General features: G+C 32.7%; 12 protein-coding genes, 1 tRNA gene, 2 pseudogenes and 1 other annotated feature. Of the genes and pseudogenes, 14 read left to right on the top strand and 1 reads right to left on the bottom strand.

What is annotated here, in order from left to right; translation table 11 throughout:
- The first annotated feature begins 70 nt into the window (after nt 1-70).
- The 8 genes and pseudogenes from RCG18_RS02990 (at nt 71) to RCG18_RS02955 (ending at nt 6,032) form a co-directional block, all read left to right on the top strand.
- On the top strand, nt 71-232 hold the full coding sequence (locus RCG18_RS02990) for an aspartyl-phosphate phosphatase Spo0E family protein (RefSeq protein ID WP_308039954.1): 162 nt from the start codon (nt 71-73) through the stop codon (nt 230-232).
- Nucleotides 233-301: 69 nt separating this feature from the next.
- Nucleotides 302-700, top strand: a pseudogene (locus tag RCG18_RS02985) (DUF2809 domain-containing protein).
- A 48-nt stretch (nt 701-748) separates the two neighbouring features.
- Nucleotides 749-802 (top strand) — a sequence feature (sodium ion sensor (DUF1646 type); this cis-regulatory element may regulate processes involved in with the transportation of sodium ions).
- A 293-nt stretch (nt 803-1,095) separates the two neighbouring features.
- Nucleotides 1,096-2,418 (top strand): electron transport complex subunit RsxC, encoded by a 1,323-nt coding sequence (gene rsxC / locus RCG18_RS02980; RefSeq protein ID WP_308039953.1) that lies wholly within the window; start codon nt 1,096-1,098, stop codon nt 2,416-2,418.
- A gap of 14 nt (nt 2,419-2,432) precedes the next feature.
- Nucleotides 2,433-3,364: pseudogene (locus RCG18_RS02975) on the top strand (RnfABCDGE type electron transport complex subunit D).
- Nucleotides 3,365-3,937 (top strand): RnfABCDGE type electron transport complex subunit G, encoded by a 573-nt coding sequence (locus tag RCG18_RS02970; RefSeq protein WP_308039952.1) that lies wholly within the window; start codon nt 3,365-3,367, stop codon nt 3,935-3,937.
- Nucleotides 3,937-4,611 carry an electron transport complex subunit E gene (locus RCG18_RS02965; protein WP_308039951.1) on the top strand — a complete coding sequence of 225 codons (675 nt, stop codon included), beginning with the start codon at nt 3,937-3,939 and terminating at the stop codon, nt 4,609-4,611. The genes RCG18_RS02970 and RCG18_RS02965 overlap by 1 nt, the downstream gene beginning before the upstream one ends.
- A gap of 29 nt (nt 4,612-4,640) precedes the next feature.
- Nucleotides 4,641-5,219: an electron transport complex subunit RsxA gene (gene rsxA, locus RCG18_RS02960; RefSeq protein WP_178905973.1), complete on the top strand. Its 579-nt coding sequence runs from the start codon at nt 4,641-4,643 to the stop codon at nt 5,217-5,219.
- An 18-nt stretch (nt 5,220-5,237) separates the two neighbouring features.
- A complete protein-coding gene (locus RCG18_RS02955; RefSeq protein WP_308039949.1) occupies nt 5,238-6,032 on the top strand; it encodes an RnfABCDGE type electron transport complex subunit B in 795 nt (264 codons plus the stop codon).
- 243 nt (nt 6,033-6,275) lie between these two features.
- Here RCG18_RS02955 and RCG18_RS02950 read toward each other — a convergent pair.
- A tRNA-Leu gene (locus RCG18_RS02950) sits at nt 6,276-6,362 on the bottom strand.
- Between the two features lie 307 nt (nt 6,363-6,669).
- Here RCG18_RS02950 and RCG18_RS02945 point away from each other — a divergent pair.
- From RCG18_RS02945 to polA, 6 genes are all read left to right on the top strand, one after another.
- On the top strand, nt 6,670-7,362 hold the full coding sequence (locus RCG18_RS02945) for an iron-sulfur cluster assembly scaffold protein (RefSeq protein WP_178905976.1): 693 nt from the start codon (nt 6,670-6,672) through the stop codon (nt 7,360-7,362).
- Nucleotides 7,363-7,382: 20 nt separating this feature from the next.
- Nucleotides 7,383-8,384: a GGGtGRT protein gene (locus tag RCG18_RS02940; RefSeq protein ID WP_308039948.1), complete on the top strand. Its 1,002-nt coding sequence runs from the start codon at nt 7,383-7,385 to the stop codon at nt 8,382-8,384.
- 205 nt (nt 8,385-8,589) lie between these two features.
- A complete protein-coding gene (locus tag RCG18_RS02935; protein ID WP_308039947.1) occupies nt 8,590-8,724 on the top strand; it encodes a hypothetical protein in 135 nt (44 codons plus the stop codon).
- Between the two features lie 335 nt (nt 8,725-9,059).
- Nucleotides 9,060-9,977, top strand: coding sequence for a glutaminase A (gene glsA, locus RCG18_RS02930; RefSeq protein WP_308039946.1), 918 nt, complete (start codon nt 9,060-9,062; stop codon nt 9,975-9,977).
- Nucleotides 9,978-10,255: 278 nt separating this feature from the next.
- Nucleotides 10,256-11,401, top strand: a complete 1,146-nt coding sequence (aroC, locus tag RCG18_RS02925) for a chorismate synthase (RefSeq protein ID WP_308039945.1) — start codon at nt 10,256-10,258, stop codon at nt 11,399-11,401.
- A 32-nt stretch (nt 11,402-11,433) separates the two neighbouring features.
- Entirely contained in the window at nt 11,434-14,100 is a 2,667-nt protein-coding gene (polA, locus tag RCG18_RS02920) for a DNA polymerase I (RefSeq protein ID WP_308039944.1), read from the top strand.
- The last annotated feature ends 28 nt before the right edge of the window (nt 14,101-14,128 follow it).

The following is a 14,128-nucleotide window of genomic DNA, read 5'->3' as shown; positions in this document are numbered from 1 at the left end:
ATTACCAAATAATGATAAGTTCATAGTAATTTATATCGAATATTATTATTTAAAAATGGAGGTGCCTATAGTGGACAAGCAGTTAATTGAAAAAATTAAAAAAATAGAAAAGATGAGAGACTATATGCATGACTTGATAAATAGAAAGGGCAGTTTAACTGATCCGGAAGTGATATTAGCAAGCCAAATGCTAGATTGTAGCTTAAATGAGTACAATAGATTGTTCATTTAAATCTTAAAAATTTATATATTAATCATCAGTTCATTAATTTAAAAAATTAATTTAAGGTGAGGTTTAAGTATGACTTATAAACGCAATAGACTGCTGTATGGGGTTATGGTACTAGTTGTAATTATTTTAGGATTATGCTCAAGAAGGATGAGTAATCTTATACCAGGATTTTTAAATACATATTTAGGTGATGCTCTTTGAGCGTTAATGATTTTCTTTACATTCGGTTTTATTTTTAGAACTATAGAAACAAAGAAAGTTGCATTAATAGCAATAGTATTTTGCTATTTTATTGAATTAAGCCAGCTATACCATGCAAGTTGGATAGATAGTATTAGAAAAACAGCAATAGGAGGATTGGTATTAGGATATGTATTAGGATATGTATTTTTATGGAGTGATTTACTAGCTTATGCTATAGGAATTGGGGTAGGAGTAATTATCGAGCTTTTTTTGTTTGAAAATTGAACTAATATAAATTTTATGGTATATTCTTTATGTAATATTTTTTTTATCGGTTGGACAAACTAAAGTTTGGTTCCAAGAAATTTGTTTCTAGGGTGGGAAACTCTTATTTGAGTATCCCATTTTTTTATTTTTTGAAATGCCTAGCGTTTAAATTTACTTTTTTATTTGTTTTGCTAATAGCTTTAAATTTTTCTCTAAAGAAATGTATTTTTAGACCATGGAAAATATATTTCCTTAGAGAATTTTCTCTTCTTTTAGGCATTTTTTTAAAAATACAAGAACCATTTAAAATTTAGTTTGAAATTTTAGCGGATAGAATAAAAAAACACTCTAGGATTAGGATAAATGAAGGCCTAAAGAATTCTTAAATACATTTTTATAAGGGAGGTTTACTTATGAATATATTCACCTTTAAAAGAGGTATTCACCCACCACATGGGAAATATCTTACTGAAAATAAAGCTATTGAAGAATTACTTCCAAAAGAATTATTAATATATCCGATGTCACAACATATTGGTACTCCTTGTACTCCTTTAGTAAAAAAGGGAGACAGAGTATTAGTCGGACAAAAGATTGGTGAGGCAAGCGGTTTTGTTTCCTCTCCGGTGCATAGCTCTGTTTCTGGAACAGTGGAAAAAGTTATTGATATGCCTACATCTAATGGAAGTAAGGTTAAGTCTATAGTCGTTAAGAATGATGAGCTTTATGAAGAAATAGAAATACCAAAACCCGAAGAGTATCACAAGTTATCTAAAGAAGAAATAATAGGTCTTATTAGGGAAGCTGGAGTAGTGGGAATGGGTGGAGCAACTTTTCCAACTCATGTAAAGCTAACTCCTCCACCAGATAAGCCTATTGATTCTATAGTGATAAATGCTGCAGAGTGTGAACCTTATTTAACCTGTGACCATAGATTAATGCTTGAAGAAACCGGTGAGATAGTTGAGGGGTTAAAGGTATTAGCATTCTTATTTCCGCAAGCCAAAATATATGTTGGAATTGAAAATAATAAGATGAATGCAGTGCAGTTAATGAAAAAAACTCTTAAGGATATATCTAATATGGAGGTAGCTCTTTTAAAGACAAAATATCCTCAGGGTGCCGAAAAACAGCTAATATATGCTATTACTAGAAGAGAAGTTCCTTCAGGTAAGTTGCCAGCAGATGTAGGATGTATTGTGCAAAATATTACAACTGTTCGTGAAATATATAATGCAGTAGTGCTTGGAAGGCCAGTTATGACAAGAGTTGTAACTGTAACGGGGGAGGTTGTTAAAAACCCTAAAAATTTAAAGGTCAAGATTGGTACATCTTGGTCTGAACTGATAGAAGCCTGCGAAGGATTTAAGGAAGAGCCTATAAAGGTTATAGGAGGAGGACCAATGATGGGAATGACTATATCTTCCTTAGAAATTCCAGTTGTTAAAGGAACCTCAGGTATACTTTGCTTAACGAAGGAACAAGGGGTAATACCAGAGGAATCAAGTTGTATTAGATGCAGTAGATGTGTACAAGTTTGCCCTATGAAATTAACTCCAAGTTTTCTTGATTCTTATTCAAGAAGAAAAGAAGACGAGGCTTTTGAAAAGCTTCATGGCATGGATTGCATTGAGTGTGGGTGCTGTGCTTTTTCATGTCCAGCTAAACGTCATTTAGTACAATCTATACGTACAGCGAAGAGAAGAATTATAGCAAATAGAAAAAAAATAGATTAAGGAGTGGCACTATAATGATTAAAACAAATTTCGCATTATCGTCATCCCCACATATTCGTGATAATGATTCTACAAAATCAATTATGAGGGATGTAATAATTGCCTTGATACCAGCAAACATAGCGGGAGTATACTTCTTTAAAACTCAAGCTTTACTCGTGATATTAACAACAGTTATATCCTGTGTTGCCACAGAGTATGCATGGCAAAAGATTACAAAACGTCCTATTACTATTGGAAACTATAGTTCGGTAGTAACGGGTCTTTTACTTGCCTTTAATGTTCCACCAACCTTACCTCTATGGATGGCGGTTGTAGGTAGTGTTTTTACTATACTTATAGTTAAGGAGTTTTTGGAGGCATAGGGCAAAATATAGTTAATCCAGCACTAGCAGGAAGAGCGTTTTTACTTGCTTGTTACCCTGTTGCTATGACTACATGGAAAATAGATGGAATTACTTCAGCCACACCACTTGCAATTCTAAAGTTACATCAGGGAAATTTACCGAGCTTATATAATGTTTTTATAGGACATGTAGGTGGATGTATAGGTGAGACCTCAGTTTTAGCACTGCTAGTCGGTGCGGCTTATCTTTTTTATAAAAGAATTATTACATGGCATATACCAGTATCTTATATAGTTACGGTTTTAATACTTACAACTATTATAGGTAGAAATGGATTAATGGCTGGAAACGGCATTTATGAAATATTTGCTGGTGGGCTCATGTTAGGAGCTTTCTTTATGGCTACGGATTACACTACCTCTCCAATGACAGCCAATGGACAAATTGTATTTGGAATAGGCTGTGGTTTTTTAGCTACAGTAATCCGTATTTTTGGAGGTTATCCTGAAGGAGTGTCCTATTCTATATTAATTATGAACTTGTTTGTTCCGTTAATAGATAAATATGTAACGCCAAGAGTGTTTGGGGAGGTGAAGTAATTGAAGGATAAAGAAATAATTAAATTAGGGTTAATTCTTTTAGTTATTGCCTCAGTGGCAGGCTTTATACTAGCAAGTGCTTATTCAATTACTAAGGCACCTATAGAAAATCAAAATATTAAAACTAATAAAGAGGCTATGAAAGAGCTAATTACAGATGCAGAGGATTTTAAAAAAGTCCAAGGTGTCGATGAAAAAAATATTTTAGAAGTTAATGAAGCAATAGCAGATTCTAAAACTATAGGATACACTATAAAAGTTTCTAGCAAAGGCTATAGTGGAGAAATACAAACTATGATAGGTATTTCTACTAAAGGAGAGGTCACAGGAATTAAAATATTGTCTCAATCTGAAACGCCAGGACTTGGTGCTAATGCTGTGCAGCCAAAATTTTCAGGGCAATATAAGAATAAACCTGTAGCCAATGCTTTTGAAGTAGTAAAAAGTGCTGTATCAAAACCAAATGAAATTGAAGCTATGACAGGTGCTACAATTACTTCAAAAGCAGTTACTACTGGAGTTAACGAAGCAGTAGATTTTTACAAAAACAAGTTGAAAGGGGGACAAAAATAATGGCAAGCATTAAGGAAAGGCTTAAAAATGGTATCTTTACTGAAAATGCAATATTCGTACAAGTTCTAGCAATGTGTCCTACTTTAGCTATTACTACAAGTGCAAAAAATGGCATAGGAATGGGATTAGCATCAACTGTGGTATTAATGGGTTCTAATTTTGTTATATCTCTTCTTAGAAAATTTATACCTGATAAAATACGAATACCTAGCTTTATAGTTGTAATAGCCGGATTTGTTACTCTTATCCAGTTTTTGATGCAAGGTTTTGTGCCTTCATTATATAAGTCTCTTGGTATATTCATACCACTTATTGTTGTTAACTGTGTTATTCTTGGAAGAGCGGAAGCATATGCTTCTAAAAATGATCCTATTTCTTCAATATTTGATGGGCTTGGTCAAGGAATAGGTTTTACATTGGCTTTAGGAGTTATAGGAATCATAAGGGAGTTTCTCGGTACTGGTAAAATATTTGATATTCAAATTGCTCCAATTTCATATGAACCTGCTTTGATTATGATACTTGCACCAGGTGCGTTTTTTACATTAGGAATTTTAATGGCACTTCTTAATTACTCAAAACTTAAAAAGAGTGGAAAAGGAAGTAAAAGAATTTCCGAATTTGAAGGCTGTGCACACTGCCCCAATAAGTCTGCCTGTTCTTCTACCAAATAGCAGTGTATTGAAAGAAAGGATGTTTAACAATGAAACTATTTTATTTAGTTATTGGAGCTTTATTTGTTAATAATTTTGTAATGTCAAGATTTTTAGGAATATGCTCCTTCCTTGGAGTCTCTAAAAAAATTGAAACAGCAAAGGGAATGGGCCTTGCAGTTACCTTTGTTATGACCATTGCATCGCTTATTACTTATTTAATAAGCAACTTTATATTAATACCTTTAAATATAACTTATTTAACCACTATGGCATATATTTTAGTTATTGCTTCTTTGGTACAATTCGTTGAAATGGTAATAAGGAAGATGAGTCCATCTCTTTATTCTGCCCTTGGAATATTTCTTCCGTTAATCACAACAAACTGTGCTATTCTTGGAGCGGTATTAATTAATGTACAGGAAAAATATACTTTAGTAGAATCTTTAGTCTTTGGTGCTGCATCTGGTCTCGGATATATGCTTGCGATAGTGCTTCTCGCAGGGCTTAGAGAAAGAATGGAAGCTAATGATAAAATACCTGAAGCTTTAAAGGGATTACCATTATCATTAATAACTGCAGGATTAATGTCTATAGCATTTTTAGGATTTCAAGGATTAATACATTAAGAGGGGAGATATCTACGAATGAAAGAATTATTATTAGCAGTGATAACTTTAGGTGGACTTGGCTTATTATTTGGAATAATTTTAGGATATTCATCTAAGAAATTTACTGTTGAAGTAGATGAAAAGGTACCATTAATAAAAGAATGTTTACCAGGAGCCAATTGTGGTGGTTGCGGATATGCAGGCTGTGATGCCTATGCCCAAGCTGTTGCAGACGAAATCGCTGCAACAAACTGTTGCGTTCCAGCAGGAGCAGCAGGAGCTGCAAAAATCGCAGAAATAATGGGAGTGTCTATTGATGCAGGAGAAGCCAATGTTGCTTTTGTAAAATGTAAAGGAGCTTGCGATAAAGCTAAGGAAAAAGGAATCTATTATGGTATAGCAAGCTGTACTGATGCAGTGAATATACCCGGTAGCGGTTCAAAAGGCTGTGAGTTTGGATGTTTAGGCCTTGGCAGCTGTGTTGAAGCTTGTAAGTTTGAAGCTTTGAGTATTATTAATGATATTGCGGTAGTAGATGAAGAGAAGTGCATAGGATGTGGTGCTTGTGTAAAAACTTGCCCTAAAAAAGTTATAGATCTGCTACCATTATCAAAAAAGGTTGAGATAGGATGCAATTCGAGAACAAAAGGTATAGAAGTTAAGAATAACTGCAGCGTTGGATGCATATCTTGTGGCCTTTGCACAAGAAACTGTCCTGAAGGAGCGATTGAAATGGTTAATAACCTTCCAGTTATAGATCATGAGAAGTGTGTAGGTTGCGGAATCTGCATAGAGAAATGCCCGACTCATGCTATTGTGAAGAGAGAATAGTGCGGATAAAATTAAGAGCAGTATGTAGTATTTGATGCTTAAATAGGACCTTATAGCTAGAAACTTTTCTTGCTATAGGGTTTTCTGCACTAAGATATTTTCTCTATATATGGTGTTTATAATCTGAAGTTAATATTATTAAGTTCTTTGATTCCATCAGTATGCTTATTTGTTGGAGGACATAGACATGAAAAAAGCTCCTTGGATTATTCATCCAAGGAGCCTTTAACCATTGATATAACTTGGTGCCGAAGGCGGGACTTGAACCCGCACGTTGTTGCCAACGACGGATTTTGAGTCCGTTGCGTCTGCCAATTCCACCACTTCGGCAAGTGACAAAATTATAATATCACATATACCAAACATAGTCAATAGGAGTTTAAGATTATATAAATAATTAAATATTCTACTTGAATTGTCAAAATGTTATGTATATAGTTTTGATTTCAATTTTTGTATAAAATCTATTGTGATAGTAGTTTTTATTTGCTAAAATATAATTGTTGAAAAGATGTATTTTTTTATGTGTTTGTGGGAACAAAAAAGTCCCTGCGGGTTAAAAATAACACTATTAGAACATAAGTATAACTATGTTCTATATAAATAATAATTATATATGTAGGAAGGAGAATAAAAAATGATTTATTCAACAGAAGTTGACAGAATGTGTTGTGTAACTAAAGGACCAAATCATGGAGCAGCTCCAATTCCACAAGAGGGAAAATGGGTACAAGCTAAAGAGGTAAAAGACATATCAGGTTTAACGCACGGTGTAGGTTGGTGTGCTCCACAACAAGGTGCTTGCAAACTTACTTTAAATGTTAAAGACGGTATAATTGAAGAAGCTTTAGTTGAAACAATAGGATGTTCAGGAATGACTCACTCTGCTGCTATGGCATCAGAAATACTTCCAGGAAAAACTATACTTGAAGCATTAAACACAGATTTAGTTTGTGATGCTATAAATACAGCTATGAGAGAATTATTTTTACAAATAGTATATGGAAGAAGCCAAACTGCTTTCTCAGAAGGTGGACTACCAATAGGAGCAGGACTTGAAGACTTAGGAAAAGGATTAAGAAGCCAAGTTGGTACTATGTACGGAACAAAGGCTAAAGGAACAAGATACCTAGAAATGGCTGAAGGATATATTACAAAGATAGCTTTAGATGCAGATAATGAGGTTATTGGATATAAATTTGTTCACCTTGGGAAAATGATGGAGTTTATAGGAAAAGGAATGGATGCTAACGAAGCTATGGAAAAAGCTACTGGTCAATATGGTAGATTTGATGAAGCCGTAAAAGTTATCGATCCAAGACATGAATAATATATAAGGAGGACACGAAAATGGCATTATTTGAAAGTTATGAAAGAAGAATTAATCAAATCACACCAGTGCTCGAAAAGTATGGTATGAAGACTTTAGAAGACGCTAAAGCTGTATGTGATGAAAAAGGAATAGATGTTTATAACATAGTTAAATCAACTCAGCCAATATGCTTTGAAAATGCTTGCTGGGCTTATATAGTAGGTGCTGCAATAGCTATAAAAAAAGGATGTGCAAAAGCTGCTGAAGCTGCTGAAGCTTTAGGAGAAGGATTGCAATCTTTCTGTATCCCAGGATCAGTTGCTGATGACAGAAAAGTTGGTTTTGGACACGGAAACTTAGCGGCTATGCTTTTAAGAGAAGAAACTAAATGCTTTGCATTCTTAGCAGGACATGAATCATTTGCAGCTGCTGAAGGCGCTATAAAAATAGCTGAAAAAGCTAACAGAGTTAGAAAAGAGCCATTAAGAGTTATATTAAATGGTCTTGGAAAAGATGCTGCTTATATAATCTCAAGAATAAATGGATTTACATATGTTCAAACTAAATTTGACTATTATACAGGAAAGTTAGAAATAGTTAAAGAAAAAGCTTACTCAAATGGACCAAGAGCTAAAGTTAAATGCTATGGATCAGATGATGTTAGAGAAGGTGTTGCTATAATGCATCACGAAGGAGTTGATGTATCAATAACTGGTAACTCAACTAACCCTACAAGATTCCAGCACCCAGTTGCAGGAACATATAAAAAAGAATGTGTTGAAATGGGCAAGAAATACTTCTCCGTTGCATCTGGTGGCGGTACTGGAAGAACTCTTCACCCAGACAACATGGCAGCAGGCCCAGCTTCTTATGGTATGACAGATACTATGGGAAGAATGCATTCAGATGCTCAATTCGCAGGCTCTTCATCAGTTCCGGCTCACGTTGAAATGATGGGGCTAATCGGAATGGGTAATAACCCTATGGTAGGTGCTTCCGTTGCAGTAGCTGTTGCTATCGAAGAAGCAATGAGTAAATAGCAAAAATTTCATAAATAAAATTTTGTTAAAGTGCCTCTATGTCAAGCATAGAGGCATAAATTTTTAAAATTAAAAAAATTCTAAAAATTTTTTATTTTTATAGTGACATTTTAATATAAACATATTATAATAGTAGAAATATAAGATTTGAATAGCTTAATGCTATACAAACTGCAAATAAAAATAGGAAAAGGGAGTGGTTTGTATGAAGGAAATGACAAAGAATATGAATTTTGGAGATGACAAAAAAAGTAATGACAATAAAAAGGTAAAAACTAAAAAGAAGGAATCATGCAGATTTTTATTTGATATGATAGGTAGAATCCTCCCACGAGGTTAATAATTTTTGAATATACCAGCAGCAGATTTAATAAAATTCTGCTGCTTTTTTTTATACAATGATAACAAAAAAAGTGATTACAAACAGGTGAAAACGATATATAATGATATATGCAGGTATTAATACAAAATTCATCAAAGTTTAAAAGATATAAATTAAGTTTCAAACAAATTATGAAAAAATTTCATTTAAGCAGAGAACTCAAATCTTTGATTTGCAGTGAATCGCTTACTCATTCGACGAAAGGAGAAGGAGTTTCATTTAAATATATGAATGAATTTAATGAAATACTAAAATTATATATAATCTAAAGTATTAGATAGGTGGGAGAATATATGGAAAAGTTATTAGATAGTTTAATTGAAAATAATAAAGCTTATACGAAAGATGGAAAAGTAGCATCCTATATACCAGAATTAACTAAGGCTAAATCAGAAGCATTAGGAATATGTATAACTACTTTAGATGGAGAAGAGTATTGTTCTGGAGATTGCGATGAGAAGTTTACAATTCAAAGTATTTCTAAAGTTATAACTCTAATGTTAGCTATTTTAGATAATGGCAAAGAAAATGTGTTTAAAAGGGTTGGAATGGAGCCAACTGCAGATGCATTTAATTCTATAATAAATCTAGAGACTAAGAGTCCACAAAGACCTTTAAATCCTATGATAAATTCAGGAGCTATTGCAACGGTTTCTTTAATTGCAGGTAGTGATGGGGACAAGATCTTTGAAAGAATTTTAAAGTTTACTAGAAAAATAACAGGAAATCCAGATATAAATATCAATGAAGACGTATATAAATCAGAGAAAAATACAGGACATCGAAACAGATCCTTGGCTTATTTCATGAAGAGTACTGGAATAATAGAGGGAGAGGTAGAAGAAGTACTAGATGTATATTTTAAGCAGTGTGCTATAGAAGCAACTTGCAAGGATATAGCAAGAGTCGGAGCTGTGTTAGCTAATAATGGAGTTTTACCTTGGAATGGTGAAAGGGTTGTACCAGCCTATGTGGCTAGGATTGTTAAAACAATAATGGTTACATGTGGAATGTATGATGCATCAGGTGATACTGCAGTAAAGATAGGAATACCATGTAAAAGTGGAGTAGGTGGAGGCATACTTGCAGCAGTTCCTACGAGAATGGGAATTGGAGTATTTGGACCGGCACTTGATATTAAAGGTAACAGTATTGCTGGAGTAAAAATTCTAGAAGAGTTATCAAAAGAATTAGATTTAAGTATATTTTAGATAGGTGATAAAATATTTTAAAAGATTATATCTGAAATAATTATTTAATAGACATATTTTGTAAATAGCTATTAAATATGTATCAGATATAATCTTTTTTACTTTTATATAATTCATATAATATTTACCAGTATTTCTATTGATATATCATATGAAAAAGGGTATAGTTTATTTAACTTTTTACAATAGACTTTTTCTAATTTATAATAGTAAAAGAAAGCAACGGTACATTATATATGTTATTTTCTAATTTTAAATCGTGAAAGGTGAGTTAAAGTATGCTGAGATTCTTAGATGCTGGTGAATCCCACGGAAAGGCCTTAGTGGCAATAATAGAGGGTATACCATCTAATTTTAATATAGATATAGATTTTATAAATAATGAGCTTAAAAGAAGACAGAATGGATATGGCCGCGGAGATCGAATGAAAATTGAACAAGATAGGGTTGAATTTTGGTCCGGCGTTAGAGGGACAAAAACAACGGGCAATCCTATTACCATGGTAATATTTAATAAGGATTATGAAAATTGGAAAGAATTAATGAGTAGAGAACCTAAAGATGAGGAAAGAATTAAGGTAGCGCGTCCGGGACACGGGGATATGGTTGGGTTCTTTAAGTATGGTACAGGAGATATTAGAGATGTAATAGAAAGAACTTCAGCTAGAGAGACAGCTATAAGGACCGCTGTAGGTGCTTTGTGCAGAAATATATTAAGAGATCTAGATATAGAGATAAGAAGTAAGGTTAATAGTGTGGGTAATATTTTTGATGATACAGTAGACCTATATGACGATAAAATATTTAAAAAAATCCAGAGCAGTTCAATAAGATGTTATAATAGTATAGTTGAAGAAAAGATAATAGAGAAAATAGATATGTGCAAAGAACAGGGAGACACTATAGGAGGGTGTATTTTTATTTCTGTAAAAGGCATGCCGATTGGTATAGGAAGTTATACTCAATGGGATAGGAAGCTTGATGCAAATTTAAGCAGAGCTTTGATGTCGGTACAAGGAATAAAGGCAATTGAATTTGGCAATGGGCTTGATTTAAGTAAGCTAGGAAGTAGCTTTAACGATCCTATATACTATGTAGATGAAAAAATAATAAGAACTTCGAATAATTGTGGAGGCATAGAAGCAGGAGTCTCTAATGGAGAAAATATAGATATGAAAGTCTATATGAAACCTATTCCCACAGTGAAAAAGAGTTTAGATTCTATAGATTTAGTTAATAGAACAAATGTAGTAAATAGATATGAAAGATCTGATGTATGTGGAGTTATTCCAGCTTCAGTAGTATTGGAAAATGTTTGTGCCTTTGAGATATTGAAAGAGATTATGAGTAAGTTTCCTTGTGATAGCTTTCAAGAACTAAAACAATATGTTGTAGAATACAGACGAGAAGTATATGAGAGATAAGGATATATAAACTATAATGGAGGTAATTTTACATGACAAAAGAAAGATTATTGATACTAGATGGTAATAGTTTAATGAATAGAGCATTTTACGCACTTCCACCTTTAACAAATTCGGAAGGTTTACACACTAATGCTGTATATGGGTTTATTACTATGCTTTTAAAAATGAAGGAAGAAATAAGTCCTAATTATATTGTATCCACTTTTGATAGAAGTGCGCCTACCTTTAGACATAGTGAATACAAGGAGTATAAAGCTGGAAGGAAAAAAATGCCTGAGGAGTTAGCTGAGCAGTTCCCAGTGGTTAAGGAGTTATTGGAATTGCTTTCAATTAACATTTTTGAAATAGACGGATTCGAGGCAGACGATTTAATTGGAACACTTTCTACTTTTGCAGAAAATAAAGATATAGAAGTATACATAGTTACGGGAGATAGAGATGCGCTTCAATTAGCTTCAGATGATATTAAGGTTATAATAACTAAAAAGGGAATTACAGAAAAGGAAATTTACGATGGGAAAAGAATGGTTGAAGAGTATGGTGTTACTTCAAATCAATTTATTGATGTAAAGGGTCTTATGGGAGATTCATCAGACAACATACCTGGAGTTCCTGGAATAGGAGAAAAAACTGCTTTTAAACTTATAAAAGAGTATGGGAGCATAGAAAATGTACTTAATAATATAGACAATATAAGTGGTAAGAAAATAAAAGAAAATTTACAGCAGTACAGTGAGCAGGCCATATTTAGTAAAAAGTTAGCTACAATTATGAAGGATGTGCCTATTGATATAGATTTAGATTCTATAAAATCAAAGGAGAATTATAATGCTGAAGGTTTAAGAAAGTTATTTATGAGACTCCAATTTAAAACGCTAGTTGATAAAATTCCAGGAATAGAAAAGGGTAGTGAAAGCATAGATATAGAGTCAGATAAGAGTGATGAAGAGCAAGATGTTATATTTGAAAGTATTAACAAAATTGATAGATTTAAAGATGTTATAGAGCAAATACTTACAGTTTGTAAAAATAAGAGTGAACTTTTGTATATGACCTTTAAAATAACAGATGCTAGTGTTTACTCTAAAAGTTATATAGAAAAAATATTTGTAAATCTAAATGAAAATAATTATGTTATAGAAATAAAACAACTTATGGATGTTAACGAAGAGCAAGCAATAAACTTACTTAAATCTATATTAGAAGATAAAAACATACAGAAGGTAAGTCATGATGTTAAGATACCACATACTATATTGCGCAAAATGGGCATAAGCTTTAAAGGAATAAAATTTGATACAAAAATAGCTGCATATTTAATTGATTCTTCAAAAGGAGAATATGAACTTGAAGATATTATAGGAAATTATTTATTAATTAGGCCTACAGGAGATGAACTTACAAAGCAAATAAAGCATACTGCTCTTTTAAGTAAGGTATTTGAGTCTTTGGAAACTAGTATAAAAGAAGCAAATATGGATGAACTCTTATATACAGTAGAACAACCACTTACTGAAGTATTAGCATATATGGAATATGAAGGATTTAAGGTAGATACAGAAAAGTTAACAGAGCTTGGTGAGAGATTTAAAGTTGAAATAAGCACTATACAAAAAGAAATATATGATCTTGCAGAAGAAGAATTCAATATAAATTCTCCTAAGCAATTAGGAAAAATATTATTTGAAAAACTTGATTTGCCAGTAATTAAGAAAACTAAAACAGGATATTCAACTAACGCTGAAGTTTTAGATGAGCTTTCAGATAAGCATCCAATAATAGAAAAGATAACTTACTATAGACAACTTACAAAACTTTACTCAACATATATTGAAGGATTAAAAGCTGTAGTAGATGAGGATGGGAAAATTCATTCAAGCCTTAATCAAACTGTTACAACCACAGGAAGACTTTCAAGTACAGAACCTAATCTTCAAAATATACCAATCAAATATGAAATGGGAAGAGAGATAAGAAAAGTTTTTGTGCCAGAGAATGATAATTGTGTTATACTTTCAGCAGATTATTCACAGATAGAGCTCAGAGTGCTTGCACACATAGCTAATGATGAAAATCTGATAGATGCTTTTGTAAACCATAGTGACATTCATACTAAAACTGCATCAGAAGTATTTAGAGTGCCTATAGATGAAGTTACTCCGCTGCAGAGAAGTAATGCTAAGGCAGTAAATTTCGGAATAGTTTATGGTATAGGAGATTTTAGTTTAGCAAAGGATCTAAAGATATCTAGAAAAGAGGCTAAAAGTTATATAGATACATATTTCGAGAGATATCCGGGTGTAAAGAAATATTTAAATGATGCAATTGAGCAAGCGAAGGGAAGCCTATATGTAACTACCATTATGAATAGAAGAAGATTTATTCCAGAGATAAAGGCATCAAATAAGATAGTAAAATCTTTTGGAGAGAGACTTGCTATGAATACTCCTATTCAAGGAAGTGCTGCAGATATTATAAAATTAGCTATGGTTAATGTATATGATGAATTAAGAAAAAGAAACCTTAATAGTAAATTAATACTACAAGTTCATGATGAACTTATTTTAAATGTACGCAAAGAAGAGTTAGAAGAGGTAAAAGCCATAGTAAAAAAAGAGATGGAAGAGGTTTTGGATTTAAGGGTACCTCTTGAAGTTGATATAAATATAGGTGAAAATTGGTATGAAGCTAAATAATATAAAACTGTAATTAAAGAGGTGTTGC

Origin of the sequence: Clostridium sp. OS1-26 (assembly GCF_030915445.1) — a bacterium.
Classification (GTDB): domain Bacteria; phylum Bacillota; class Clostridia; order Clostridiales; family Clostridiaceae; genus Clostridium_AM.
The sequence above is the reverse complement of the archived record's forward strand: the minus strand, read 5'-3'. Positions and strand labels throughout refer to the sequence as shown.